Source organism: Lachnobacterium bovis (genome assembly GCF_900111325.1).
GTDB classification, from domain to species: domain Bacteria; phylum Bacillota; class Clostridia; order Lachnospirales; family Lachnospiraceae; genus Roseburia; species Roseburia bovis_A.
Genome location: NZ_FOGW01000005.1, coordinates 92882 through 119382 on the forward strand (window position 1 = coordinate 92882; position 26501 = coordinate 119382).

The window sequence follows — 26501 nt, forward strand, 5'->3', positions numbered from 1 at the left end:
ATAAATTGTCAAAAGTATCAGAAATAGGGAGTAGATATAAAGGAGAAATGATGCACAGTGAAAAATTTAAAAAATTTATAGTGTCTATAGCCACTTTAAATTTGATAATTTATATAGTATGGCGTATTTTTTGGACAATGCCATTTAAGTATGGTTTGATACCTATAATTTGTGGTATTGCAATGTTATTTGCTGAAATTGCTTCTGCAGTTGAAACAATAATGCATTATATAACATCAATAAAAATAATGGAACCAGAATTACCAGATATTCCAGATGAATGGTATCCTGAAGTAGATGTATTTATAGCTACACATAATGAGCCATTGGATGTTTTGTATAAAACGGCAAATGGTTGTAGGCATTTAAAATATCCAGATAAAAGTAAAGTACATGTATGGTTTTGTGATGACGGAAATAGACCAAGTGTTGCTGAATTAGCAAAAGAAATGGGAATAGGATATCAGGGCCTTGCTAATAATAAATTAGCAAAGGCAGGAAATCTTAATAATGCTTTATCAAAAACTTCAGGAAAGTTAATTGCAACTTTTGATGCGGATATGATTCCTACAAGAAATTTTTTACTTAGGACAGTACCATATTTCTTTTTACCGAAAGTTAAGAAAAATGGTGCAGGTAAATGGGTAGAAAGAAAAGAAAATGAAATAGATCCAAATTATAAAATAGGTTTTATTCAAACACCGCAAAGTTTTTATAATCCTGATTTGTTTCAATATAATTTGTACTCAGAAAATTTAGTGCCAAATGAACAAGACTATTTCTTTAAAGAAATTAATGTAAGTAGAAATAGATCGAATTCACCTATTTATGCTGGCTCCAATACTCTTATTTCACGAGAGGCATTAGAACTAGTGGGAGGAATTGCAACAGGAACAATTACAGAAGATTTTGAGACAGGAATCCATATTCAAGATGAAGGGTATACTTGTTATGCAACTTCAGATGTTTATGCACATGGATTAGCACCAGACGATTTAGAATCATTGATAAAACAGCGTGAACGTTGGGGAAGAGGTTGTGTCTTTTCTTTAAGAAGAATTAATGTGTGGAAAGATAAACAAATGTCATTAGCAGCCAAATTAAGCTATTTTTCATGCAAGTTATATTGGTGGTCATACTTAAGAAGATTTATTTTTATGTTGATTCCAATGATTTTTATTTTATTTGATGTTCCAGCTATTGTGTGTGAACCATGGCAAATGTTTGCAATATGGTTGCCATCTTACATACTTGGAGCGATAGCTTCAAAGGCTGTTTCAAGTAAAATTAGAAATTCAAGATGGAGTAATATAGTGGATACGGTGCTTTGCCCATATTTAATAATTCCTATTCTTATGGAAGCACTTGGATTTAGAAAAAGAGGTTTTCATGTTACAGATAAGACGAGAACAGTAAATGTAAAATCTGATATAGCGTATGCTTTCCCACATATAGTATTGTTAGCGTTGTCTGTAATGGCAATAGTGAAGGCATCATGGCAGATGATTGCATATAAGACAGCGGGACCAGCTATAATTTTATTTTGGCTTTGCTATAATATGAACTCGTTGGTAATGTCTATCTTCTTTATGCTAGGTCGTGTTAATAAGCGAATGTCAGAAAGATATAAGGCTGATATTCCAGTGAAAATTAAAATAGAGGATGATAATGTTGTGTTCGGAAGAACGTTAGATATTTCTGAAGATGGATTTGCAGTCCTTTTTAAGAATGAAATAAAAGCATCAAAAAACAAAACAGTTAAAGTGTTAATTGAAACACATCATTATGAAGCTGAAATGATGGCGGAACTTGTGTATAAACAAGAAATGGATGATGGTTATAAATATAGCTTTAATATAGTCGAATTAGACGAAAAAAATAAAGGTGAATATTTTCAAATTGTGTATGACAGAGATATAACGCTTCCAAGTGTTATTGAGGATGAAGATAGTATTTTTGGAAATATTAGAGAAAATATTATTAGACGAACACAACTTGAAGAAATTTAATAATAAAGTAATAAACAAGTTAGGATTTAGGAGAATAATCATGAGACACAAAATGCTAAATTTGCTTAATGTAAGTTCTACTCACTTAAGCACAAATCAAATTATTTTAAATTTTGTAATTGCAACAATATTAGGTTTGGTAATTTATTTATCATATAGAACAAGTCATACAAGGGTAGTTTATAGTGGACGTTTTAACGTTTCATTACTTATGATGACAATGATTACTACTCTGGTAATGAGCGTAATAGGTAATAACGTAGCATTATCACTCGGTATGGTCGGTGCTCTTTCTATTGTTCGTTTCCGTACGGCAATTAAAGATCCTAGAGATACAGCTTATATTTTTTGGTGTATCGGAATAGGAATTTGTTGTGGTGTATCAGAATTTTTAGTTGCAACAATTGGTACAGGATTTATTTTCGTTACATTAGTAATTTTTGGCCTTGTTCAAGATAATTTTAGATATTTGTTAGTAATCAGATGTGATAGAAATAAAGAAAATGCTGTATTAGCAACTGTAAAACAATTTTATAAAGGCAAAGCAGAACTAAAAGTTAATAACTCTACAGTAGATAAATCTGAATTTATCTTTGAATTAACACATAAAATCATGAAGAAAGCTACTTCACAGGGAAATATTAGCGAAAAGTTATATGAACTTGGTGGAATTGATTCTGTAAATAGTGTTTGCCAGTCAGATGAGATGAGATAAAAAGCTTGCAATATATTTTTATTAATATTTTATATATAAGAAGTTTCATATTTGGGAGATTCTCAAAGCGAGACTTTTTAGGAGACGACTTAGGTCGTCTCTTTTTTTGAACTATGTCAACTAAATTGTGTAAGTATTTTTTTTCAGTATGTGATCCTAAATATATTTTAGATGATGAAATTTAAAGTGATTATTCTAATATATTTTAGATGATGAAATTTAAAGTTATTATTCTTATTTATTTAACAAGTTTCTTTGTAGTTTTTTAAAGTTTTATAGGGTGAAGAGTTAGAAAATTTTAAAATAGAAATTAAATATTGTCGAAAACTATTGTGTAAAAAAGGTAACTTTAATAAAGCTCACAGCGGGAGTCGTTTTTGGATATCTTCATGATCTCTGTTATTGTGTGTTTAAATATGTTAAATAGCGTACATAATTGAAAAAATATACAAAAACCCATATAATATTATTAAGTGATGACTTAATTAAAAAGACAGAAAATGCAGAAGGAGATTAAAAATGACAGCAGAACAATTATGGAAACAATCAGGATTAACAGGAGAATATGAAGCGTGGGCATTTTCTGATGCCACAGATAAATTAGCAGCACTTGTGTGCGAAGGAACAAAAACAGCAACATGCTCCTCTTACGATATGTATGCAGTAGAAAATGAACCAATTCCTAAGGTTGGAGAGTACAGCGTTATTCTTGATTCTAAGGACAATGCAGTTTGTATCGTACGCACAACTAAGATTACTATTTGTCCTTTTAAGGATGTAACTGCAGAGCATGCATATAAAGAGGGAGAAGGCGATAGAAGCCTTGATTATTGGCGTCAGGTTCATAAGAAATTCTTGGAGAGCGAACTTGAATCAATAGATATGGCTTTTAGTGAAGATGCAAAAGTTATTTGTGAAGAGTTTGAAGTGATAAAATAATGCTTATATTCTCAGAAGGAGTATTCTCGTGAGCTGCTGGAGGAATATAATCATATTTTAGGATGATGTAAAGGAAATTCAGACAAAGTAGAGCCAGTAGCTTATTAAACATGCACAAATAAGAATAGAGAGGATTGTATGATTTGTAAAAAGTTTAAAAACCAAGTTAAAACTATAGTAATGTTTTTAACAATATGTTTTTTTGTGTCAGGGGAGTTTGTTTCTTGTAAGCAAATTGAAAGTAATAATAACAAAAATAATAAAATTAATCAACAAAGTCTAGCAAAAAAAAATAATGCTATAAAAAATTTAAAGGAAAAAATAAAGGATGCACCTAAGACGGCATGCGAGGTTCCAGATGAGTATAAAAAAGAATCTGCGCAAAAAGGAAAATTAATAAAATTATTCTATAAATCAAAAATGAGTAATGCTAGTGCAATCGAAATTGATAAACAAGCGACTGTATATATTCCATACGGATATAATAAAAAAAATAAGTATGATGTTGTTTATTTATGTCATGGGTATGGCGCAAACTTAAATACTTTTTTAGGAACACAAGATAGTCCAAGACAATTTAAAAATATTTTGGATAATATGATAATGAATAAAGAAATTAAGCCCGTAATTGTAGTTACTCCTACATACACTAATAAGTATAGCAATTATTATGATAAGCTTGATGGTATGACTGATGAAATAGTAAATTATTTAATTCCTGCAGTAGAAGGTCAATATAGTTCTTATGCGAAGAATACTACACCAGAAGAATTAATTAAATCAAGAAATCATAGGGCTATAGGTGGTTTTTCTATGGGGGGCTGTACAACCTGGAGAGCTTTTAGGAGGCATTTAGACTATTTTAAATATTATATGCCAATGAGTATGCCAATTTATTATTATGAATCTGGTTACAATAAGCCACAAAATGATAAAACAGCACCAACATTAGCTGAAGCAGCGGAAAAGTCGGGCTACAAACCTAATGATTATGCAATTTATGCAGCATCAGGAGATAATGATTTTATGAATGAAGCCACTAAACAGGTTGTGGAGGTATTAAAAGAGTATCCTAATCAATTTAAGTATACAGAGACTAATTTTTCAGATGGAAATTTGATGTTTACAACTTTTGAGGGATATCATCGTTATTATTTCTCTAATCCATATATGTATAATGGATTAAGACGTTTTTTTAGAGAGTAGTTTTATATATGGAAAAAAATAAAGATTTAATGACAGAAGGTCATATTTATAATAAAATTATAGTATTTGCATTACCAATTTTCCTAGGAAATTTATTTCAACAGTTGTATAATGCAGTTGATTCAGTTATAGTAGGAAATTTTATTGGAAGTAATGCATTAGCTGCGGTTAGTTCAGCCGGAAATCTTATATTTATGATAATAGGTTTCTTTAGCGGAATTGCAATAGGAGCAGGTGTAATCATAGCAAGGTTTATTGGCGCAAAAGATGATAAAAGGACAGTATTAGCTGTTCATTCAACAGTTGCACTAGGCTTTGTATTTTCTGTAATATTAACTATTGTAGGCGTTCTTGGAGCACCTATGGTATTGAAATTAATGAGTACACCCAAAGTTGTATTAAAAGAATCAATAGTGTATTTTCAGGTTTATTTTGCAGGATCAATAGGTTTTGTAATGTACAATACTTTTGTGGGTATAATTCAAGCTACAGGAGATTCTAGACATCCGTTATATTATTTAGTAATGTCATCTATAGTTAATATAGTTTTAGATTTGTTGTTAATCGGCAAAATGGGATTTGGTGTTGGAGCTGCTGCTTTTGCAACGGCAATATCTCAATTTTTTAGTGCAATTTTATGCATTAGATATTTAATGAAAAGCAAAGAAGCATATAGGTTACAATGGCGCAAAGTTAAATTTGATAAAGAAATAACTTTAAAAATCATAAAATATGGTTTGCCTTCAGGTCTTCAAAATTCAATAATGTCTTTGTCTAATGTAGTTATTCAATCCTACATTAATTCTTATGGACATTTTGCAATGGCAGGAATTGGAGCCTTTGTTAAAATTGAAGGCTTTATCTTTATTCCAGTGACAAGTTTTACAATGGCAATTACTACATTTGTTAGTCAAAATCTTGGAGCCCAAAAATTAGATAGGGTAAAAAAAGGTATCCGTTTTGGATTAATATGCACATTATTATCAGCAGAATCATTGGGAATTATTTTGTTTTCTTTTGCCCCAAAACTGATTTCGTTTTTTGATAAAAATAAAACAGTTATAGAATATGGAGCTCAAAGAGCACATATTGTATGTTTGTTTTTCTTTTTGTGTGCATATACTCATTTTATGTCAGCTGTATTGCGTGGTATAGGTAGACCTATGGTTCCAATGTTTGTATTTCTTTTTTGTTGGTGCGTTGTTAGAATCATTTTTCTTGCAGTCGTAAATATCTTTATTCACACAATTTATACTACATATTGGGTTTATCCTTTGACTTGGATATTAAGTGCATTGGTTTTGACATTGTATTATAAAAATCTAAATTTAAATGATGCAATTCGAGATATGAATGTTTAACATTTTATAATTGTGAATTGTTAACATGGGAGGTAGTAGGTATGATGAATAGAGAAAAAAGTATAATAAAGACGAGTATAATAGGCATTGTAACGAACTGTTTGCTGGCATTATTTAAAGCAATTGTTGGGGCGTTGACAAACTCAATAGCGATTGTTTTAGATGCTATTAATAATTTAAGTGATGCTATGTCTTCTATTGTTACTATTGTTGGAACTAAATTAGCAAATAAGGAAGCCGATAAAAAACATCCATTAGGATACGGTAGAGTTGAGTATTTGAGTGCAACAATAATTGCGTGTATCGTTTTGTATGCAGGATTTACTTCTTTTGTAGAATCAATAAAGAAAATTATTTCTCCACAAAAGCCAAATTATACAATTGTAAGTATAATAATAATTTGTGTCGCTGTATTTGTGAAAATAATACTAGGAACTTATGTAAAAAATAAAGGTGAAAAATTAAATTCTGATTCGTTAGTTGCATCAGGTACAGATGCTTTATTTGATGCAATTATTTCTGCATCAACAGTATTAGCAGCTTTGATTTTCGTTTGGTTTAAAATTAGTCTTGAAGCATATATTGGTGCTGTTATTTCTGTGATAATTATTAAATCAGGTGTAGAAATTTTAAGAGATACAATTAGTAAGATATTAGGAGAAAGAGTTGATGGTTCTTTTACTAAAAAAATAAAGAAAACAGTCAATAGTATAGAGGATGTAAAAGGAGCATATGATTTGATTTTACATAATTATGGCCCAGATAAGTTTGTTGGTTCAATTCATATTGAAGTAAATGATACATTAAGTGCTAATGATATTGACAGAATATCGCGTAAAGTATATGAAAAGGTTCTTTTAGAGCATGGTGTTTTTTTAGAAGGTGTTGGGATATATTCTATTAATACCCAAGATGAAGAAGCATTGATTTTGAGAAAAAAAATCGTTAAATTAGTTCGTTCAATAGAGGGAACAATGCAAGTGCATGGATTTTACGTCGATAAAAAAGAATCGAAAATATCTTTTGATACTGTAATAGAATATGGAGCAAAAGATAAGAATGAAATTCTACAGGAAATTCAAAATTTGTTAAAGAAAGAAATGCCCGAGTATACGTATTTTATTAATATTGATAGGGATGTTTCTGACTGATAAAAAAGAGGACTTCTCAAGCAAAGTCACAAAATACATATATTTTAAGAGAAAGGCTAGAAATTAATTATGAGTTTAACACAAGAAAAAATAGAAAAAATAGATAAGTTATGTGAGTTCTTTATTATCATTGATAAAGAAAAGGAAATATTTCGTCAAACATATTTAGCAGATGCATCAAGAAAGGAAAATGATGCGGAACATGCATGGCATATGGCTATAATGGTTATGCTACTTAAGGACTATGCCAATGAGCCAATTGATGAGCTTAGAACAATAGAAATGTTATTAGTGCACGATTTAGTGGAAATTTACGCAGGTGACACATATGCGTACGATGAAGAGGGAAAGAAGTCTCAGAGAAAGAGAGAATTAGAAAGTGCAGATAATTTATTCGGTATTTTACCAGAAGACGAAAGAAAAATGATTCGTGGTTTATGGGACGAATTTGAAAAATATGAAACTCCTGAATCAAAATTTGCACATACAATGGATAATCTACAACCTGTTCTTCTAAATGCAGCTACAGGAGGTAAAGGATGGCTTGAAAAAAAACCTAAAATCAGTCAGATTATGGAAAGAAATAAAAAAACTGCAGAGGGATCAAAAGATTTATGGGAGTATTTTGGTAAAAAATATATTCGACCTAATATAACTCCCAATAAAATACAAGAAGATGTTGAGTTTGAATTTTAAGTATTCTTCTTTTTGTATTCTTTAGGTGTAAGAGAAGTGTGTTTTTTAAAAGTACGATTGAAATGATTGATATTTTTAAAACCACACTTTTCGGATATTTCATATATTAAGATGTTTTGAGTGTCTAATAAATATTTAGCATAATCAATACGAGCTTTAGTCAGATCATCCTTAGGTGAGATATTAAAAAATTTTCTATAATAGACATAAAATTGACTTTTCCCCATATTTGTGCACTCGCATAATTCTTCTATTTTCCATTCATGATCAAGTTGGTTGAGCATTCTTAGACGAAGACTAGCAAAAGAATCATATATTGAGGTGTATTTCTTTTCCTGATGAAATTCGTTCTCTTCACAAGATCTTTTTAAAAAAACAAATAATACGTTCATTAATGCAGAACACATTTCTTTTTTTAGAACGTTTTTATTTATTTGTTCATCCTGTATTTTTTTTATTAGTTGAAGGATATTTGAAGTATTATTAGGATAAAAAATAGTATTAAGCGGTAGGTTGTATTTTTCAACTTCTTCTTTATCACAAGAAAAATGAATGAAAGAATTAATAAATTTTTTTTGTGCTTTATAATATTGCATAGTTCCTGGAGTATAAAGTATGCAGCAGTTTTGCTGTGACAATTTCTCTGTTAGTGTTGGATTAAAATTTTCAGGATAATTAGCCATAAAAGATGAACTTGAACGATTATTATTTATTTGTTTTCTCTTGTTAACAATGCTTTTATCAGATTTAAAATAAAAGTACATAGGATATTCTATGATAAGTAATAAATAATCTCCAGAACCGTGTGGTCTATAAATAGTGTCATAATCTGGATTTTGTACGTTGTATCCGCAATAATTAATAGTATACATAATAAAATCTCCTTTTAATTCCTAAATTATATTTTAATATTAATCGGAGAATAAATCAATTCCATCGGAAAAAATTACGTTGTTTGTTTTTTTTAAAATTAGTAAAATAATATGGAAATATTGTTGAAAACGCAGTAGAAATGCCCTGAAATGAGTGTGTTTTTTCTATTAATCGCTTAATTATGAAATTATAGTCTAACATCTAATTTCTATCCTTCCTGTAAGTGATTATTAGTTTCATTCATTTCAAATGATATTTCTTTCATTCAAAATCTTATGTTTTTTATAAAATACTAGGTATTTTTAAAGTCCGCATTTTTTGGTATTGAAAAGTGTGGATTTTTTTTATAAAATTAAAAGGTGTGAATGTTAATTTCGATATTCACATTCTAGTTAGAGTGATTATAGAAAGGACATGAAAATATGGATAATCAAATTATTAAAGAAAAAGTTTGGTCTTATAAAGACGAAATGCTAGATAGACTTGAAAAATTAATTTCAATACAAAGTGAAATGTCAGCTCCAACAGCTGATGCTCCATTTGGAGAAAAACCATTATTAGCACTTACAACAGCATTAGAGATGCTTGAAAAAGATGGTTTTGAAACAAAGAACGTAGATAACTATGCTGGATATGCTCAGATGGGCGAAGGAGAAGAGTTAATTGGTGTTGTTGGACATTTAGACGTTGTTCCAGCTAAAAAAAGCGATGGCTGGGATACAGATCCTTATACATTAGTTGAAAAAGATGGAGTCCTTTACGGTAGAGGTGTTGCTGATGATAAAGGTGCTGTTGTTGCATCAATGATAGCTATGAAAGTTATTAAAGATTTAGGAATAGATGTAAACAAAAGAGTACGTTTAATTATGGGTACTAACGAGGAAAACGGTTCACGTTGTCTTGAACATTATGTAGAAAAAGAGGGACATGTTGATTATGGATTTACTCCTGATGGTGATTTTCCAGCTATTCATGGTGAAAAGGGAATTATGCAGGGTAAATATGTATCTAAAACAAGCAAAATCATTGATATCTGTGGAGGTACTGTGGCAAATGCTGTTCCGGGTAAAGTTTCAGCTAAGGTTGTAAGCGGTTCTTACTCAGCAGAAAAATTAGATGCTTTCTTTAAGGAAAATGATATTAAATATACTCTTGAGTGTAAAGATGATTGTGATGTTATAGAAGTTATGGGAGTTGCAGCTCATGCATCTACTCCAGACCTTGGTGTTAATGCAATTAGTTATTTAGTTGTAGGATTAAAAGAAGCTGGAATGCAAGATGAATTTGTTGATTTCTATTGTTCTCACTTTGGATTAGAGTTAAATGGTGCTATGATTGGTGCTGATTTATCTGATGAATATGGTAATTTAACTCTAAACTGTGGTGTTATTTCAATGAAAGATGGAATGGTAGAAGGAACTGTTGATATCAGATTCCCTGTTACATTGACAACAGATAAAGTTTTAGCTGCTATGGAAGGACATTTAGAAGATTCAAATGGTAAAATCACATTTGATACATTGGTTAACCCATTATTCTTTGCACCAGATTCACCTTTAGTATCATCTTTATATGAAGCTTATGTTGAAGTTACTGGAGATACAGAAAATAAACCAATGGTAATTGGTGGCGGTACATACGCTAAAGAAATTAATAATACAATTGCATTTGGTTGTGCTTTCCCAGGATATGATTATAGAATTCATAATACAAATGAGTGGGTTAAAGTTGATGAGTTATTATTACAAGCTGAGATTTATGTACATGGTATTTTAAAATTATTAGCAATTTAATATAACATTTTTTTAGAAAAGGTCATAAAAATGATAATATTTTTTATAATGAATCATTTTTATGACCTGATTTTTTATATTTTTTTACAACTATTTCTTTCTATAAGTTGATGAGGTACTATAATTTTTGTCTTTTTTTGAAGAGGATTTTTGATATAGTTAATTAACTGAGAAGCTGCTTCGATACCTAACTGCTTTGAATTAATATCTATGGATGTTAGTGTAGGCGTCGAAAAAACAGCTAATGCTGAATTATTAAATGATACTATAGATAAATCGTTAGGAACGTTTAATCCACACGCAATAGCAGCTTTTGTTATAATCATAGCATATGTATCATCGCAAGCAAGTAACGCAGTCGGAGGATTATTGCCAGCTAATAAATTTTGTATTTTTTCATTAATGAAATTATCATTAGTATCATAATCAATAATATAGTTTGGATTAATCTGTATACCGTGTTCGGCTAATGCTAAAAAATAGCCAGATTTACGATCATTTGAATATACAAGGGAGTTACCTGCACCAATATAGGCTATTTTAGAATGACCTAAATTTATTAAGTAATTCGTACCTTGTCTTGCTGCCATTATATTATCATTATCTATGTAAAAAATGGCGTCATTATCATCCTCAGGTTTACCTATCATAGTAAATGGTAAATCATGATTTTTAAGATAGGAAATCACTTTATTTTGTATAGTAGAGTATGGAAAAATAATACCATCTAATGCGTCATAAGAATATAATCTTTTAATTTCATTTATGATACCTTCATGATTGTTATTTGAAATGAGTATTGTACTAAATCCATTTTGATTACAATAGTAATTAATACCTAAAATAGCATTTAGAATAAATGAATTAGCATCATTTTCTCCAATATCTGTGTTAATAACTACTCCTATAGTTTTAAGAAAATTTCTTTTTTTATTTTTTAGGGGCTTTCCAGCATATCCTAATTGTTCTATTGCATTTTTTACTTTATTTTTAGTTTTTATACTTATAGATGGGTTATCAGCTATTACCCTTGAAACAGTTGAAGGTGAAACACCCGCAAGTTTCGCAACATCTGTAATTGTAACATTCATTTAAAATACCTTTCCCTTTTTTATGTTATTATTTTTAAATATTAATATTTTCTTTTTCGAAAAATTAAATTTATATTTTATCTTTATATTGCAAGTATAATTTAATTATTTTTAATAGTCAATATTAGGAAGATAAATGAATGAAAAATTTGCATTATAATGCAAAAATTATGCAAATGAATATGCAATGTCTACAAAAAACATTTTGGTCAATTGTGAAAAAAAGAGAAAAGCGAAAACATACGAAAAAACACTTGAAAACGGCATTTTATTAAGTTATATTTAAAGTCGTTAAAGGAAATATAATTTAAACAAAGGAGGAAATGCAAAATGGCAAAACTTGATATTGTTTCTCCAATTAAAGGGAATGCAATACCTCTTAGTGAAGTTGAGGATGAAGTTTTTTCAAAGAAAATTTTAGGAGATGGTATAGCTATTGAACCTGCTGAGGGTAAAATATACAGTCCTGTTGATGGAGTTATAGAAACAATTCCTGATAGTTTACATGCATATGGAATTAAAACAAAGGACGAGGTTGAAATAATTGTTCATTTTGGACTTGATACGGTCATGTTGCAAGGAGAAGGTTTTTCAGCAAAAGTAAAAGAAGGGGATAAGGTAAAAAAAGGAGATCTATTATGCGAGGTAGATGTAGACTTCTTAAAATCCAAAAATATGAAGCTGATTACACCTGTAATAGTGTGTTCTGGTGCTAAGATGGATACCTTATCAACTATTAATGGAACTGTTGATGTAGGTGATAAAATTCTTTCAGTTGAACCAGAAATTGAAACTGAGAATCATGCAAAAAATAATGCAAAAAATACAGATGATAAAAAATCAAAGAAAAGAAAATCACATGGTTTCAATTTTGAATTTTTACAAAAATTAGGAAAGGCATTAATGACTGTAATTGCAGTTATGCCTGCTGCTGGTCTAATGATTAGTTTAGGTAACGTTATTTCAATGTTTGCACCATCACAGGGAATGTCAGGTGTACTATTAAATGGAATTGGATCAACAATGGCAGAAATTGGCTGGGCAGTTATTAATAATTTGCATTTACTATTTGCTGCTGCAATTGGTGGATCATGGGCAAAAGAAAAAGCAGGTGGTGCTTTTGCAGCAATTTTATCGTTTTGTTTAATTAATGTTATTACAGGAATTGTTTTCGGAGTAAACAGTGATATGCTTACAAGCAATACGGCATCTGTTACAACTATTCTAGGAAAACATATTTTAGTAAAAGATTATTTTATTAGTGTACTTGGAAAACCAGCACTTAATATGGGTGTTTTTGTTGGTATTATTGCAGGATTTGTAGGAGCAAATGCATATAATAAATATTATAATTTTAGAAAATTACCAGATGCACTTTCATTTTTTAATGGTAAACGCTTTGTTCCATTAATGGTAATTTGCTATTCAACAGTTACAGCATTGTGTATGAGCTTTATATGGCCACTTGTTCAATCAGGAATTAATTCATTTGGTATTTGGATTGCAAATTCACAGAAAAGTTCTCCAATTTTAGCACCATTTATTTATGGTACATTAGAACGTTTATTATTACCTTTTGGTTTACATCATATGCTTACAATTCCAATGAATTACACACAATTTGGTGGAATTTATCATTATATGACAGGTAGCAATGTTGGAAAAGCTGTTTATGGTCAAGATCCATTATGGTTAGCATGGGTTACAGATTTAATTAATTTAAAAAAGGCAGGTAGAATGGCTGATTATCAGCATTTACTTACTACTGTTACTCCAGCTAGATTTAAAGTTGGTCAAATGATTGGTGCTACAGGCTTATTAATCGGTATAGCCGTTGCAATGTATAAGCATGTTGATGAGGATAAAAAGAAAAAATATCGTTCAATGTTTGTGTCTGTTATTGCAGCAGTTTTATTGACAGGCGTAACAGAACCAATTGAATTTATGTTTATGTTCTGTGCTTTACCATTGTATATTGTATATGCAATTTTACAAGGCTGTGCTTTTGCTTTAGCTGGTATCATACATTTAAGATTACATTCATTTGGAAATATAGAATTTATCACTAGAATTCCAATGGCGGTAAATGCTGGATTAGTATTTGATATTGTTAACTTTTTGATTTGTGTTGTAATATTCTTTGTAATTGGCTTTGTAGTTGCAAATTATATGATTCCAAAATTTGGTTTTGCAACACCTGGTAGATTAGGAAATTATGAAAAAGATTTGTTAGAAGATTCTAAAGCAGATGCTACAACAAGTCCATCAGGTGTTGTTGCTTCTGATTCACAAGCTGCAAGAATTATAGCGTTATTAGGTGGTAGCAATAATATTGACTACGTTGATGCATGTATGACTCGTCTTAGAGTGACGGTGTATGATTCAAGTAAGGTTGCTTCTGCTGAGAAGTGGAAAGAAGAAGGAGCATTAGGATTAGTTGTAAAAGATAATGGCATCCAGGCAATTTATGGCCCAAAAGCGGATGTTATAAAATCAGATATTAATGATATTTTAACAGCATAATATTAGATTATAGTATTCCCTAAATCATGTTAATTATTTAGCATGGTTTAGGCGAATGCATTTTAAGGAACAAGTAAGGAGAAAAACTATGAGAATATTAACGTTGAATATAAATAGTCATAGTAGAAATTTTAATAAAAAAGAGTACGAGAATACTATAAATGAAGTAGTGGACTATATTGAAAAGCAAAAAATAGATATTTTTACAATTCAAGAATGTAGTCAAACTCATAATGAAGCTTTAGTTAATGAAAAGTATTTACAAAATTATATAGCAGCAGATAATCTTGTACCAATAAAAAAGGATAATTGTGCTTTTTTGATTAATAAAAAGTTAGCAGAAAAAGGTTTAAATTATGATTGGACATGGACCGGTATGAAATATGGCTATGATATTTATGATGAGGGCTTAGCAGTTTTTTTAAAAGGTAAAATAAATGAGGCGGATTCGTTTTATTTTTCAAAAACGCATGATTATAATAATTGGAAAGCGCGTAAAGCACTTAAAATAAATGGTTCATGCTGTAATAATAACTATATTATCTATAATTTACACATGGGTTGGTGGGATGATAATGAAGAATCTTTTAAAGACCAGTTTGAATTTTTACAAAGCAAAATTGAAAAGAAATGTCATAATGTAGATAATGTTTTTCTATGTGGAGATTTTAATAGTCCAAGTAATGAAAAAAATAAAGGTTATGATTTGGTAAAGAAATATGGTTGGTATGATACATATGAATTAGCAAATGAAAAAGATGATGGCTTTAGTGTCCTCGAAAAAATAGATGGATGGAGAGATAATGAAATCAAGGGGATGAGAATAGATTACATTTGGTCCTTAAAGAAGATTTTGGTTAACAAAAGTCAGATTGTTTTCAATGGAACTAATAGAAGGAGAATTTCAGATCACTGTGGTGTAATTATAGAAAGTTAATATACGATAAATTAATTAATAAAGGAGATAAAAAATGAGAGCAAATGGTGTGTTATTAGCAATCAGTAGTTTGCCTTCTAAATATGGTATTGGATGTTTTTCAAAGGAGGCTTTTGATTTTATTGATAAATTAAAAAAGGCGGGGCAACATTATTGGCAAATTCTGCCACTTGGTCCTACGAGTTACGGTGACTCGCCTTATCAATCGTTTTCAACTTTTGCGGGAAATCCATATTATATTGATTTAGATGAGTTTATAGAGTATGGATGGTTAAAAGATGAAGAAGTGGTATCAATTGACTTCGGAAAAGATAATCGTTATGTAGATTACGAAAAACAGTATTATAATCGCTATAAACTATTAAAAAAGGCCTATCAAAGAAGTAATATTTCTTATGACAAAGAGTTCCTTAAGTATATTGAAAAGGAAAAGGAGTGGTTAGAAGATTATGCTTTATTCATGGCTTTAAAAGATGCACATAATGGAAAACAGTGGTCTCTTTGGGAAGATAACTTACGTAATCGTGATGTGGATGCAATTGAACAAGCAAAGATAAAATATAGCGATGATATAATGTTTCATAAATTTTTGCAATTTGAATTTAATAGGCAATGGTTGAAAATTAAGGATTACGCTAATAGTATAGGAATTGAAATTATTGGCGATATTCCGATTTATGTTTCATATGACAGTTCTGATGCCTGGGCAAATAAAGAGCTATTTTGTTTTGATGAAAAAGGTTATCCTATAGCTGTAGCAGGATGCCCACCAGATGGATTTTCTAAAACGGGACAATTATGGGGAAATCCTTTATATGATTGGGATTATCATAATAAAGATAATTATAAGTGGTGGATTAAAAGAATATCAAAATGCTTTGAACTATATGATGTGGTTAGAATAGATCATTTTAGAGGCTTTGATGAGTATTATACGATACCATATGGAAATAAAAATGCAATAGATGGTAAATGGGTAAAAGGACCTAATATAAGCTTATTTAATGCTATAAAGAAGCAATTTCCAAATGCAAAAATTATAGCAGAAGATTTAGGTTATGTTACTGATTCTGTAAGAAAACTTGTAGAAGATACTAATTTTCCAGGCATGAAAGTACTAGAATTTGCATTTGATAAAAGAGATTCTAGTTCGGAGTCGGATTATTTACCTTTTAATTACCCAACAAATTCGGTAGTATATACCGGCACACATGATAATGAAACAATAGTTGGATGGTTTAATGAGAGTCTAGACGAAGACGAAAAAGACATTGTACGTAATTACTTAGGAGATTACACTACTGTTGATGAAAAAATCAATATACCATTAATTAGACTTGCAATTTCAAGTGTAAGTGATACTTGTATTATTCCTATGCAGGACATTTTAGGATATGGTAATGTGGCTAGAATGAATACACCATCTACAACAGGCAATAACTGGAAATGGAGATTATTAAAAAATGAATTTGATAGCGATATTATTAAATGGCTATTTAATTTAACGAAGATATATGGTAGAGTAATAGTTGATTGATTTTAAACTTTTTTATAAATTGGAGGAGACGAATGAATTTAGCTATTATCGGAACAGGCAAAATTGTATCGGAATCATTATATGCAATACAGTCTATAGAGAACATTAATTTAAAAGCTATTTATGCAAGAAAACATAGTGAAGAGAAAGGGATTTCTTTCGCAAAAAAATATTCGATTGATACTGTTTATACAGATTATGATGAGTTGTTAAATAATTCTGAAATTGATACTGTTTATATAGGATTAATTAATAGCGTTCATTATGAGTACGCAAAAAAAGCTTTAGAAAATAATAAACATGTTATCTTAGAAAAACCATTTACTGGTACTTATGAGCAGGCGTGTGAACTAGTTGACATAGCTATAAATAAAAAATTATTTATATTAGAGGCTATTACAGTACTTCATAGTCAAATTTTTAAAGAAATGAAAAGCAATCTTCATAAATTGGGAAAAATTAAAGCAATGTTATGTAATTATTCACAATATTCTAGTAGATACGATAATTATTTAAAGGGTATTGTAGAACCAGCGTTTAATCCTGATTTATACGGAGGTGCGTTGCTAGATATAAATATATATAACATACATTATTGTGTTGGATTATTAGGACAACCTAGAAAATCGACTTATTTTGCAAATCGTGGATTTAATGGAGTCGATACGTCTGGAACTATTGTATTAGAGTATGACGGCTTTTCAGCAGTTTGTACTGGAGCAAAGGATTCGGATAGTCCGTCTTTTATAAGCATACAGGGTGAAAATGGTTATATGTGCATACAGGGTAAACCAAATGTACCACAAAAATTAACTATGGTTCTTGTAGATAAAAACTCCATTCCACAAAAGGATGCAGCAGGCGCACTAAAAAGAGCAATTAACACTATAGAGTTTGAATCGGATACTAAAAAACATAGAATGGTTGATGAATTTAAAAATTTTGTAGATATTATCGATAATAACAGAAGTAAAGAAGCTAAAAAACTTATGGATGAATCATTAGAAGTAATGAAAGTAGTAGGATAGTTTATTATATAATAAAAGGACTGAATCTTGTGTAGCAGCAGAATCAGTCCTTTTTATTCTGTAATTCTGTTTTGTTGAGGTTTAATCTTCACGTCGTAAATGTACAAATTTAGCAGCCATTTTACGTCTATCTTCATCAATAGCAGCATAATGACGTCGTGTAGTATTTACATCTTGGTGACCTAATACATCTGCAACTAAGTAAATATCACCTGTTTCACGGTATAGATTAGTACCATAAGTACTTCTAAGTTTATGAGGGGTAATGTTTTTAACGCTAGTTACAAGTCTTGAATATTTTTTGACAAGATTTTCTACTGCACGTACACTGATACGTCGATTTTGCATAGACAAAAATAATGCATCTTTATAGCCTTCTTGAGGTTCTATCATTCGACGTTCTTCTAAGTAAGCATCAATAGCTTCTCTTACTTCATCACCAAAATAAACCATAACTTCGGTTCCACCTTTTCGATGAATCTTTATACCATTATTCTTGAAATCTATATCAGAAATATCAAGGCCAACGCATTCTGAAACACGAATACCAGTACCTAAAAGTAAAATTAATATTGCAAAATCACGTACTTTAGTACGTTCATGGTATTTTTTTTGACGATCAGTTAGTTTAGCACCACTTTCCGTTTCATCAAGTAATTGTACAACTTCATCGACATCAAGTCTAACGATGTTCTTATCATGAATTTTTGGCATAGAGACTTTAACTGTAGGATTCTTATCAATCATATCCTTTTTAAAGAAATATCTATAAAAAGAACGAAGAGCTGCTAGTTTTCTCTTTATTCCTCTAGAATCGTTAGTATGAGTAACACCATCTTTAGTGTAATACTTAAGATAATTCAAATAGGCTTCAATTTCTAAAGGGGTAATATCATCTAAAAGGGATATAGGATAATCTTGAATATTGCATTCCATAAAACGAGGTACATTTTCATGCAAATAATCAAAAAAACATCCTAAATCATATGCATACGCAATACGTGTTCTTGATGATGTAGTGGGTTCAATACCAATAAAAAATTGAGTGCTATATCGAGGCAAATTATTAATAAGTTCACGTAATTTTATTTCATTTTTTATGTTAATATCTTCGTAATATGCTCTATCTGACATTTTTTCTTAGGCTAAAAGCCGTTCCTCCTAGTTAAAATTAATAAGTGTATGAAAATCTGTTCTGTATTATTTTAACACACGAACCAATGTTTTGCAATAGGCATTAATTTTTTGCCCATCCATCAACAGTAGATGAACATAGGGCGCTAAACATTCTTTTTTTGGCACCAGGATTATCTCTATTTATCTGATTTAATAATTGTTTTACATACTCTCGTTTAGAATGACCATCCTTAGGACAGGGATTATTCTCGACAGGTAAATCATACTTGTTTTTAAATCCTTTTATTTCGGCTTCGGTCACATAAATTAAAGGTCGAATAACCGTAAGATCACTTGATGTGAGATAGGTTACTGGCGGAAAACAGTAGTAGTGGCCTTCAAATATTTGCGACATCATTACAGTCTCTACAACGTCATCTTGATGGTGAGCATATGCTACTTTTGTACAGTTTAATTCTTTGGCTTTAGCGTTTAAAGCTCCTTTTCGCAATTTTGCACATAACGAGCAAGAAATATTTTCTGGACTATTAAGTTGTAGTATTTTGGAAATTTCAGTATCCACGATTGTTAATGGAACATCGAGTTCTTTACATAATTGCTCAATTTTTTTTGTTTCAAATTCAGAATAGCCGAGATTAACCATAATAGCTATTAATTTGAAATTATTAGTATAAAATTTTCTTAATCCACTTAATGCATATAATAATGTAAGAGAATCTTTTCCACCGGATAGGCCGATTGCAATCGTGTCATTTTTGTCAATCATATGATAATCATCAATTGCTTTTCTTACACGACTATATAATAATTGTAATTTCATAGAGATCGCTCCTTAATTTTTATAAATTGTAACTGTATATATGACATATTATAAAAATATATTAAAAAATGCAATATTATAAATAAAGATAATATTTAGAATTATTTTAAAAAATATTACTATTAACTAATTCGTTGCAAAATCAATTTGAAACAAACACATAATAATTTGACAAAAGTGGTAAATATAAATAAAAAATGTAGTTTTTTTATAAAAAAAAATTTGAAAGCATTATGAAAAGGCTAATAATTAATAAAAAAATATAATTACCAAAAATGTCAATAGTTTTTAAAGGAATAATTTGTTATGTATGACTTATCGTGTTATAATATTAAAGATTATGATTAAAGAGATAGGGGAACTACGCATGGAAGCAATTCAAAATGATACATTGTTAGTTGGCAATGTGAGTTATTTAAACGCCGATGACATAAGAAACATGTTATTAGATAGGCATGTAGTTGTTTGTTCTGAAGGCGCTCCAACTAAAAAAAAGAAAGGAAATATTAAATGGTATTCTGTTGGAATATTTAACAAGAAATTTGAAAAAGTATTTAAATCGCATGATTTTGCTAATGTGATTTATTTTTCGGATTATTTGACATATCATTCTAAACCTGAAAAGGAATTTGAACAAATTCATGAAGTTTTAGAGTGTTGTCGTAAGAATAAGGTTGAAAATTTTATTTATATCACATCTCAAGAAATTCGTAAAGAACGAGAAACTTCTATTGGTAGAATGCAAAAGTCGATTGAAGAGTTATGTGAATTTTATGCTGAAAAAGAATTAATAAACATTCACTTAATACATTCACCATATCTTGTTCAGCCAGCGAATGAGAATGATTATCTAAATAAACTTTTTTCAAAAGCTTCAAAAAATAAAAAAGTTGAATTAGACTATAATATGAATGATATACCTGATTTTATTGATATTAGAGATTTGGCGACATTAATATATCGCTTATTTGATAATTTACAAGATTCTCAAGGAATTTCAGTGTTAGATCTAAGACCATATCAGAACCAGTCTTTCAAAGATTTAAAGGTTAGAATGTTAGATTATTTTCCAGAAGTTTCAATTGATTTTGTTGAAAAAACGGGTGGTAATAAAGTAGTACTTGAAGAAGATATTGCTAAAAAAGAATATAGTTGGCAGGCCAAATACGGCTTAATTCGTAATTTTGATATGTACTATGAAACATGGAAGAATTCAAAAAAAGTAGAAAAAAATATTTTTTCTATAATTGCTGATAAACTTCATTCGGAAAATCCTATTGTTTCTATTTCAGAAGTTTTAGTTGGAGCTTTAATAGTTGAACTTTTAAATAAGCTCTATGAAGTTTCGGCTCAGTTTAAGTATATTGATTTTAGACTTTTATTTGTAATTATTATTGCAACAGTTTACGGAACTAAACTTGGTTTTATTGCTGCTGTATTAGAAATTATATCTTTAGGATATGCTTTTACAACTACTGGATCAAAATGGGAATTACTATTATATGAACCAAAGAATTGGTTACCATTTTTATTCTTTATAATTGCAGCAGGTGTTTGCGGTTATATTAAGCAAAAACATGATGATGATTTCGAGTTCGCAGGTGAAGAAAATAAGAGCTTAAAAGAAAAAAATGATTTTCTTGAAGAAATCTATAACGAAGCAATGCAGTATAAGAATGAATACAAGCAAGAGTTAATTGAAAGCCGAGACGGTTTCGGTCGAATTTTTGATGTTGTTAAAAGATTAAGTAATACTGTACCTGCACGTATTTATGCTGAATCTATTCCAGTAATAGAAGAAATCCTTGATACTAAAAGTATTGCAATTTTCTCAATTCAGGATCCACAAGCAAGATTTGGTCGTTTAGAGGTTGCATCTCAAGGAATTAGAAATAAAGTTGGTAAATCAATCGAGCTATCAAATTATAAGTCTATTATAGAAGAAATTGATAAATCTGAAATTTGGGTTAATAAGAAACTCGAAGAGGGTTATCCATTATATATGACCGGTATTAAAGATAATGGACAATATGTAATGCTTATTGCTATATATCATACATCATATGTTCACATGAGTGCATATTATGCTAACTTAATTCGAATCTTACGTGGATTATTAGAGAATTTCTTAGTAAAAGCTTGGGAATACCAAAAGGCATATGAAAGTGAAATCTATATCGATGGTACTTCGATTGTAACTAACAAATATTTTGTAGAACAGTTACAAATTCAAAGAGATATGGCTGATAGACATTTAACACACTTTAGATTGATTCAAGTTCTAAGAAATGGAATGGATATTAAACAAATTAATACTATTTTACAAACAAGTACAAGAAGTAATGATATTGTTGGTGTTGGAGCTGATAATAATATTTATATTTTAGCAGCTCAGGTAGATCACAACACAATCCAATATGTATTAGATAGATTAACTAAAGTTGGATTAGAGTGTAAAGTAGTTAGTGAGATTGGAGAATAGTAATGGAAGCAGTAATAGTTTTATCAGTGCATTTATTGTTTGTGATATTATTCTTTGTGCTTAGTTATAAAGATTTAGTGACGAATAGCAGACTAATGTTAGCACTAGTTGTATTTATACCATTCGTTGGTACAATTACATTTTTAGTTATGGAATATTTTTTACGATTTCATGTTAAAAAAGCTCGTTCGATATTCAGCTTTATAAAAGATAAGGCAGATAAGAATGAAATAATGGTAAAAGATGATAATTTCTCTGATTATAGTACATTAAGAAGTAATAATATTTCATCAGATGATGCTATTCCACTTGAAGATGCATTAGTTATGGATGATAGACAAATGCGTCGTCATGTTATGCTTGATGTTTTAATGGATTCTTCAGGAAATCATGCACATTCAGCTATTATCAATAAAGCACGATTAAATGATGATGTTGAGGTTGTTCATTATGCAACAACAGCTACAATACAGATAACAGATGATTTTGAAAAGAAACTTATTAATCTTGCCAAAAAATATAAAGAGGCTAAAGGTGAGGAAAGATTTAGCGTTTTAGATGAATATATTAACACTTTAGAAATATATTTAAATACAGGTATTTTGCAAGGTAATAACTTAAGAATTCATCAAGAAACATATAATCAATTACTTGCAGAAAGAAGTAATAATCTAAACGATATAGAGGATTACGAAAAGCTTGCTAATAGTTATATTAAGATGGGGCAATTTAATTTAGCAGAAATCATTATTAACGAGATGGTTGAATTATGGCCTAATTCAGAACATACTTGGTTGACTCAAATTCGTTTCTTGACTACATTAAAACGAGGAAATGAGTTACATGAGTTAATTACAAGAATAAAAAATGGAAGTTTTTATAAATCAAAAAAATTACAAGAAATCATTGAATTTTGGGATTATTAATACCAAAATTCATGAATGATTAAGATAGGAAATAGTTGAAGGGGATCTTCATGAAAAAGACAAGATTTTATGATGTAATAAAAGTTTTTATTGGCTTTTTACTTATTTTTGCATTATTAATTGTAGAAAGAAATGGTATTCTATATAAAATGCATACAGATGAAGAGCCATTATTAAAGGTTACAAATTTAAGTAATAAAGTTGCAATTGGAAAAAAAGAATGCGTATTAATTACTGATAGTTCGGAAAAAAACGCATCAAATGCTTTTGTTCAATTTAAGCAGATTTTAACAGACATGCGTATTGCTTATGAAGTATATGATATTGCACAGAATAAGCCATTAGATATGTCAAATTATAAAACTGCTTTTGTAGGTATACAAAATTATGATTCGATGGAAGATAAGTTACCTACATTGATGGAATGGACAAAAAAAGGAGGACGCTTATTACAGGCACTTCCAGTATATTCTACAGATGTATTTAAAACATACCAAGAAAATTTAGGTATAAAGGAATCACAAAAGGGATTCTTTTGTTTAGAGGATTTTAAATCAAAAGATGGATTTATGCTTGGCGCCCAGAAAACATATCCTCTTGTTGATCCATATGAATCATCAATGAATGTTTCAGTTACAGACGATGTTAAAATTTTTGCCACAAATGGTGACGAGAGCTTGCCAGTTATTTGGTCTAAAAATTTAGGACAAGGAAAAGTTGTAGTATGTAATTTTGGTTATGTAACTAAGGCATATAGAGGAATTTTTTCTTCTGCATATTCTTTATTAGAAGATGTTTGTGTTTATCCAGTTATTAATGGTTCAGCATATTATTTAGATGATTTTCCATCACCAACACCATTAGGAGATGGTAAATATATTAAAAGAGATTATAAAATGGATATTGCAACATTCTATTCAAGTAGATGGTGGCCAGATTTGTTAAAATTTGGTGATAAATATGGTAATAAATATACAGGATTAATTATTGAATCATATAATGATAAAACAAAGGGTAAATTACCAGGAAATCAGGATATTTCTTCATACCAATATTTTGGTAATATGTTATTAAAACAAGGTGGAGAAATTGGAATTCATGGTTATAACCATCAGCCTTTATGTTTACAGTCATATGCATATAAAGTTGAAAAATACCATAAATGGGAAAGTTATAAAGAAATGAAGTATGCTGTTAAGAAAGTAAAGAAATTTACAAAAGAAATTTTCCCTGAGTCACAGTTGAGTGTATATGTTCCACCATCTAATGTATTATCAAGTGATGGTAGAAAACTTTTAGGTGAAGATAAGAATATTAAGGTTATAGCAAGTACATATTTCCCAGGTGGAGATGTTTACGAGCAAGAATTTGAAATTGCAAAAGATGGTGTTGTTGAAACTCCAAGAATTATCTCAAGTTGTATTTTAGATGATCATATGAGATTTTCAGCATTTTCGGAACTTAATTTTCATTATGTAAACTCACACTTTATGCATCCAGATGATCTTCTTGATGTAGATAGAGGTGCTGATATTGGATGGGAAAACTTGAAAGGCAGATTTGATAATTATATGTCTTGGTTGCAGAAATCAGCTCCAAAACTTAGAAATTTAACAGGAACAGAGTTAGGTGGAGCAGTTCAAAGATACTGTAATTTATCTGTAGAAAAAGATATTACCAAGAATAGTGTTAATATCAATTTAAAGGGCTTAAATGATGAGGCATATTGTTTCGTTCGTGTAAATGAGGGCGATGTGTCTAACATCAAAGGAGCTAAGCTTGAAAAATTAACTGGCAATCTTTACATTATGAAAGTTAAGAAAGATAAGGTTACCATGAAAAGAACGGGGGTAAAATAATATGAGAGTTTGTTTGATATTAGAAGGAAGTTATCCCTACGCTAATGGTGGCGTTTCATCTTGGATGAATCAATATATCCAGGCTATGCCTGATGTTGAATTTGTTTTATGGGTTATTGCGGATAAAGCAGAAAAAAAAGGAAAATATAAATATGATGTATTGTCATATCCAAATGTAGTTGAAATTAATGAAGTATTCTTAGATGATGCTTTAAAATTAAAAGCAGGTAAAGAAGTAAAATATCATTTTACTGAAGCACAAAGGGAAGCATTATCAAATTTAATTGAATGTAAATCAACTTCATGGGAAGACTTATGTTATCTTTTCCAGGATAAAAAAATTAATCCTAGTGATTTTTTAATGAGTGAGGATTTTTTAAAGATTTTAACTGAGTTATGTGTTAATGATTATCCAAATGCAGCTTTTGCGGATACATTTCATACAATTCGTTCAATGATGATTCCAGTATTGTATCTACTTGGAAGAAAAGTTCCTAAAGCAGATATATATCATACCATTTGTACTGGATATGGTGGATTACTTGGAGTACTTGGACATTATAAATATAAAAAACCATTAATTTTATCAGAACATGGTATTTATTCAAGGGAAAGAGAAGAAGAAATTATTCGTGCTGCATGGGTTCAACCATCGTTTAAAAAGCAATGGATTAGATTTTATTATATGCTTTCAGATGCTGTGTATAAAAGAGCTAAGTATGTAACAAGTTTATTTACAAATGCTCGTTTAACACAAATTGAATTAGGTGCAGATCCTGATAAATGTATAGTAATTTCAAATGGTATCCATTATGATAACTTTAAGGATATACCATTAAAAGAAGATGATGGTGTAGTAGATATTGGAGCTGTTATTAGAATGGCACCAATTAAAGATGTTAAGACTATGATATATTCATTTTCAGAACTTACTCATAAAATGAAAAATGTCAGATTACATATTCTAGGTGGAATAGATGATGAGGAATACAACGAGCAATGTCATGATTTAGTTAAACAGTTAGGACTTAAAGAAGGCGAAAATATCATTTTCCCAGGTCAGGTACAGGTAACTGAATACATGAAAAAATTTGATTTTACTATTTTGACAAGTATTTCAGAAGGTCAACCATTATCTGTTCTAGAATCTTTGGCATCTAGACGTCCTTGTGTTACTACAGAAGTTGGTTGTTGTCGTGAATTACTAGAAGGTGCGCCGGGAGATGACTTAGGAGTCGTTGGATTTTGTGTTCCACCTATGCATAGAGAAGCGCTTGCTGAAGAAATGTATAGAATGTGTCAAGATCGAAATATGAGGATTAAAATGGGTGAATTAGGTCAGCGTAGAGTAGATTTATACTATCGACATCCTGAAATGATAAAAAAATACAAGAAATTATATGATAATTAAAAAGGAG

20 protein-coding genes are annotated in these 26501 nt (G+C 29.9%); 16 read left to right on the top strand and 4 right to left on the bottom strand.

Annotation, left to right across the window (positions count from 1 at the left end; all coding sequences use genetic code 11):
- Nucleotides 1-47: 47 nt before the first annotated feature.
- From BMY79_RS01725 to BMY79_RS01755, 7 genes are all read left to right on the top strand, one after another.
- Entirely contained in the window at nt 48-2009 is a 1962-nt protein-coding gene (locus tag BMY79_RS01725; protein ID WP_143065805.1) for a glycosyltransferase family 2 protein, read from the top strand.
- A 40-nt stretch (nt 2010-2049) separates the two neighbouring features.
- Entirely contained in the window at nt 2050-2724 is a 675-nt protein-coding gene (locus BMY79_RS01730; RefSeq protein WP_022747784.1) for a DUF4956 domain-containing protein, read from the top strand.
- A 519-nt stretch (nt 2725-3243) separates the two neighbouring features.
- The gene (locus BMY79_RS01735; RefSeq protein WP_022747785.1) at nt 3244-3663 is read left to right on the top strand and encodes an ASCH domain-containing protein; all 420 of its coding nucleotides are present in this window, start codon (nt 3244-3246) and stop codon (nt 3661-3663) included.
- Nucleotides 3664-3801: 138 nt separating this feature from the next.
- The gene (locus BMY79_RS01740; RefSeq protein WP_022747786.1) at nt 3802-4869 is read left to right on the top strand and encodes an alpha/beta hydrolase; all 1068 of its coding nucleotides are present in this window, start codon (nt 3802-3804) and stop codon (nt 4867-4869) included.
- Between the two features lie 8 nt (nt 4870-4877).
- Nucleotides 4878-6230 (top strand): MATE family efflux transporter, encoded by a 1353-nt coding sequence (locus BMY79_RS01745; protein WP_022747787.1) that lies wholly within the window; start codon nt 4878-4880, stop codon nt 6228-6230.
- Nucleotides 6231-6271: 41 nt separating this feature from the next.
- Nucleotides 6272-7381: a cation diffusion facilitator family transporter gene (locus BMY79_RS01750; RefSeq protein WP_022747789.1), complete on the top strand. Its 1110-nt coding sequence runs from the start codon at nt 6272-6274 to the stop codon at nt 7379-7381.
- Between the two features lie 69 nt (nt 7382-7450).
- Complete coding sequence (locus tag BMY79_RS01755) at nt 7451-8077, top strand: HD domain-containing protein (protein WP_074730343.1); 627 nt, start codon at nt 7451-7453, stop codon at nt 8075-8077.
- Here BMY79_RS01755 and BMY79_RS01760 read toward each other — a convergent pair.
- Entirely contained in the window at nt 8074-8949 is an 876-nt protein-coding gene (locus tag BMY79_RS01760) for a helix-turn-helix transcriptional regulator (RefSeq protein WP_027421781.1), read from the bottom strand. The genes BMY79_RS01755 and BMY79_RS01760 overlap by 4 nt on opposite strands.
- 423 nt (nt 8950-9372) lie before the next feature.
- On the opposite strand from BMY79_RS01760, the gene BMY79_RS01765 reads away from it, so the two are divergent.
- Nucleotides 9373-10743: a Sapep family Mn(2+)-dependent dipeptidase gene (locus tag BMY79_RS01765; protein ID WP_083383432.1), complete on the top strand. Its 1371-nt coding sequence runs from the start codon at nt 9373-9375 to the stop codon at nt 10741-10743.
- A gap of 74 nt (nt 10744-10817) precedes the next feature.
- Here the strand turns inward: BMY79_RS01765 and BMY79_RS01770 are convergent, their stop codons facing one another.
- Complete coding sequence (locus BMY79_RS01770; protein ID WP_074730344.1) at nt 10818-11834, bottom strand: LacI family DNA-binding transcriptional regulator; 1017 nt, start codon at nt 11832-11834, stop codon at nt 10818-10820.
- A gap of 330 nt (nt 11835-12164) precedes the next feature.
- Here BMY79_RS01770 and BMY79_RS01775 point away from each other — a divergent pair, with 330 nt between their 5' ends.
- From BMY79_RS01775 to BMY79_RS01790, 4 genes are all read left to right on the top strand, one after another.
- The gene (locus BMY79_RS01775; protein WP_022747797.1) at nt 12165-14357 is read left to right on the top strand and encodes a PTS transporter subunit IIBC; all 2193 of its coding nucleotides are present in this window, start codon (nt 12165-12167) and stop codon (nt 14355-14357) included.
- Nucleotides 14358-14445: 88 nt separating this feature from the next.
- Entirely contained in the window at nt 14446-15294 is an 849-nt protein-coding gene (locus tag BMY79_RS01780; protein WP_074730345.1) for an endonuclease/exonuclease/phosphatase family protein, read from the top strand.
- Between the two features lie 34 nt (nt 15295-15328).
- Nucleotides 15329-16831, top strand: a complete 1503-nt coding sequence (malQ, locus tag BMY79_RS01785) for a 4-alpha-glucanotransferase (protein WP_022747799.1) — start codon at nt 15329-15331, stop codon at nt 16829-16831.
- 32 nt (nt 16832-16863) lie between these two features.
- On the top strand, nt 16864-17859 hold the full coding sequence (locus BMY79_RS01790) for a Gfo/Idh/MocA family protein (RefSeq protein WP_074730346.1): 996 nt from the start codon (nt 16864-16866) through the stop codon (nt 17857-17859).
- Between the two features lie 81 nt (nt 17860-17940).
- On the opposite strand, the gene BMY79_RS01795 is transcribed toward BMY79_RS01790, so the two are convergent.
- On the bottom strand, nt 17941-18993 hold the full coding sequence (locus BMY79_RS01795) for a tyrosine-type recombinase/integrase (RefSeq protein WP_027421780.1): 1053 nt from the start codon (nt 18991-18993) through the stop codon (nt 17941-17943).
- A gap of 103 nt (nt 18994-19096) precedes the next feature.
- Nucleotides 19097-19816: a tRNA lysidine(34) synthetase gene (locus BMY79_RS01800; protein WP_027421779.1), complete on the bottom strand. Its 720-nt coding sequence runs from the start codon at nt 19814-19816 to the stop codon at nt 19097-19099.
- Between the two features lie 367 nt (nt 19817-20183).
- Between BMY79_RS01800 and BMY79_RS01805 the strand changes: the two genes are divergently transcribed.
- The 4 genes from BMY79_RS01805 to pelF are packed head-to-tail and all read left to right on the top strand — an operon-like array spanning nt 20184 to nt 26494.
- Nucleotides 20184-22298, top strand: coding sequence for a hypothetical protein (locus BMY79_RS01805; RefSeq protein WP_022747804.1), 2115 nt, complete (start codon nt 20184-20186; stop codon nt 22296-22298).
- Between the two features lie 2 nt (nt 22299-22300).
- Nucleotides 22301-23224, top strand: a complete 924-nt coding sequence (locus BMY79_RS01810; RefSeq protein WP_074730347.1) for a hypothetical protein — start codon at nt 22301-22303, stop codon at nt 23222-23224.
- A 50-nt stretch (nt 23225-23274) separates the two neighbouring features.
- A complete protein-coding gene (locus BMY79_RS01815) occupies nt 23275-25083 on the top strand; it encodes a DUF2194 domain-containing protein (protein WP_022747807.1) in 1809 nt (602 codons plus the stop codon).
- A gap of 1 nt (nt 25084) precedes the next feature.
- Nucleotides 25085-26494, top strand: coding sequence for a GT4 family glycosyltransferase PelF (gene pelF / locus BMY79_RS01820; RefSeq protein ID WP_022747808.1), 1410 nt, complete (start codon nt 25085-25087; stop codon nt 26492-26494).
- The last annotated feature ends 7 nt before the right edge of the window (nt 26495-26501 follow it).

Coding starts and splice junctions, on each gene's coding strand:
- BMY79_RS01725 (WP_143065805.1), top strand. CDS start 48: ATGATGCACAGTGAAAAATTTAAAAAATTTATAGTGTCTATAGCCACT.
- BMY79_RS01730 (WP_022747784.1), top strand. CDS start 2,050: ATGAGACACAAAATGCTAAATTTGCTTAATGTAAGTTCTACTCACTTA.
- BMY79_RS01735 (WP_022747785.1), top strand. CDS start 3,244: ATGACAGCAGAACAATTATGGAAACAATCAGGATTAACAGGAGAATAT.
- BMY79_RS01740 (WP_022747786.1), top strand. CDS start 3,802: ATGATTTGTAAAAAGTTTAAAAACCAAGTTAAAACTATAGTAATGTTT.
- BMY79_RS01745 (WP_022747787.1), top strand. CDS start 4,878: ATGGAAAAAAATAAAGATTTAATGACAGAAGGTCATATTTATAATAAA.
- BMY79_RS01750 (WP_022747789.1), top strand. CDS start 6,272: ATGATGAATAGAGAAAAAAGTATAATAAAGACGAGTATAATAGGCATT.
- BMY79_RS01755 (WP_074730343.1), top strand. CDS start 7,451: ATGAGTTTAACACAAGAAAAAATAGAAAAAATAGATAAGTTATGTGAG.
- BMY79_RS01760 (WP_027421781.1), bottom strand. CDS start 8,949: ATGTATACTATTAATTATTGCGGATACAACGTACAAAATCCAGATTAT.
- BMY79_RS01765 (WP_083383432.1), top strand. CDS start 9,373: ATGGATAATCAAATTATTAAAGAAAAAGTTTGGTCTTATAAAGACGAA.
- BMY79_RS01770 (WP_074730344.1), bottom strand. CDS start 11,834: ATGAATGTTACAATTACAGATGTTGCGAAACTTGCGGGTGTTTCACCT.
- BMY79_RS01775 (WP_022747797.1), top strand. CDS start 12,165: ATGGCAAAACTTGATATTGTTTCTCCAATTAAAGGGAATGCAATACCT.
- BMY79_RS01780 (WP_074730345.1), top strand. CDS start 14,446: ATGAGAATATTAACGTTGAATATAAATAGTCATAGTAGAAATTTTAAT.
- malQ (WP_022747799.1), top strand. CDS start 15,329: ATGAGAGCAAATGGTGTGTTATTAGCAATCAGTAGTTTGCCTTCTAAA.
- BMY79_RS01790 (WP_074730346.1), top strand. CDS start 16,864: ATGAATTTAGCTATTATCGGAACAGGCAAAATTGTATCGGAATCATTA.
- BMY79_RS01795 (WP_027421780.1), bottom strand. CDS start 18,993: ATGTCAGATAGAGCATATTACGAAGATATTAACATAAAAAATGAAATA.
- BMY79_RS01800 (WP_027421779.1), bottom strand. CDS start 19,816: ATGAAATTACAATTATTATATAGTCGTGTAAGAAAAGCAATTGATGAT.
- BMY79_RS01805 (WP_022747804.1), top strand. CDS start 20,184: ATGGAAGCAATTCAAAATGATACATTGTTAGTTGGCAATGTGAGTTAT.
- BMY79_RS01810 (WP_074730347.1), top strand. CDS start 22,301: ATGGAAGCAGTAATAGTTTTATCAGTGCATTTATTGTTTGTGATATTA.
- BMY79_RS01815 (WP_022747807.1), top strand. CDS start 23,275: ATGAAAAAGACAAGATTTTATGATGTAATAAAAGTTTTTATTGGCTTT.
- pelF (WP_022747808.1), top strand. CDS start 25,085: ATGAGAGTTTGTTTGATATTAGAAGGAAGTTATCCCTACGCTAATGGT.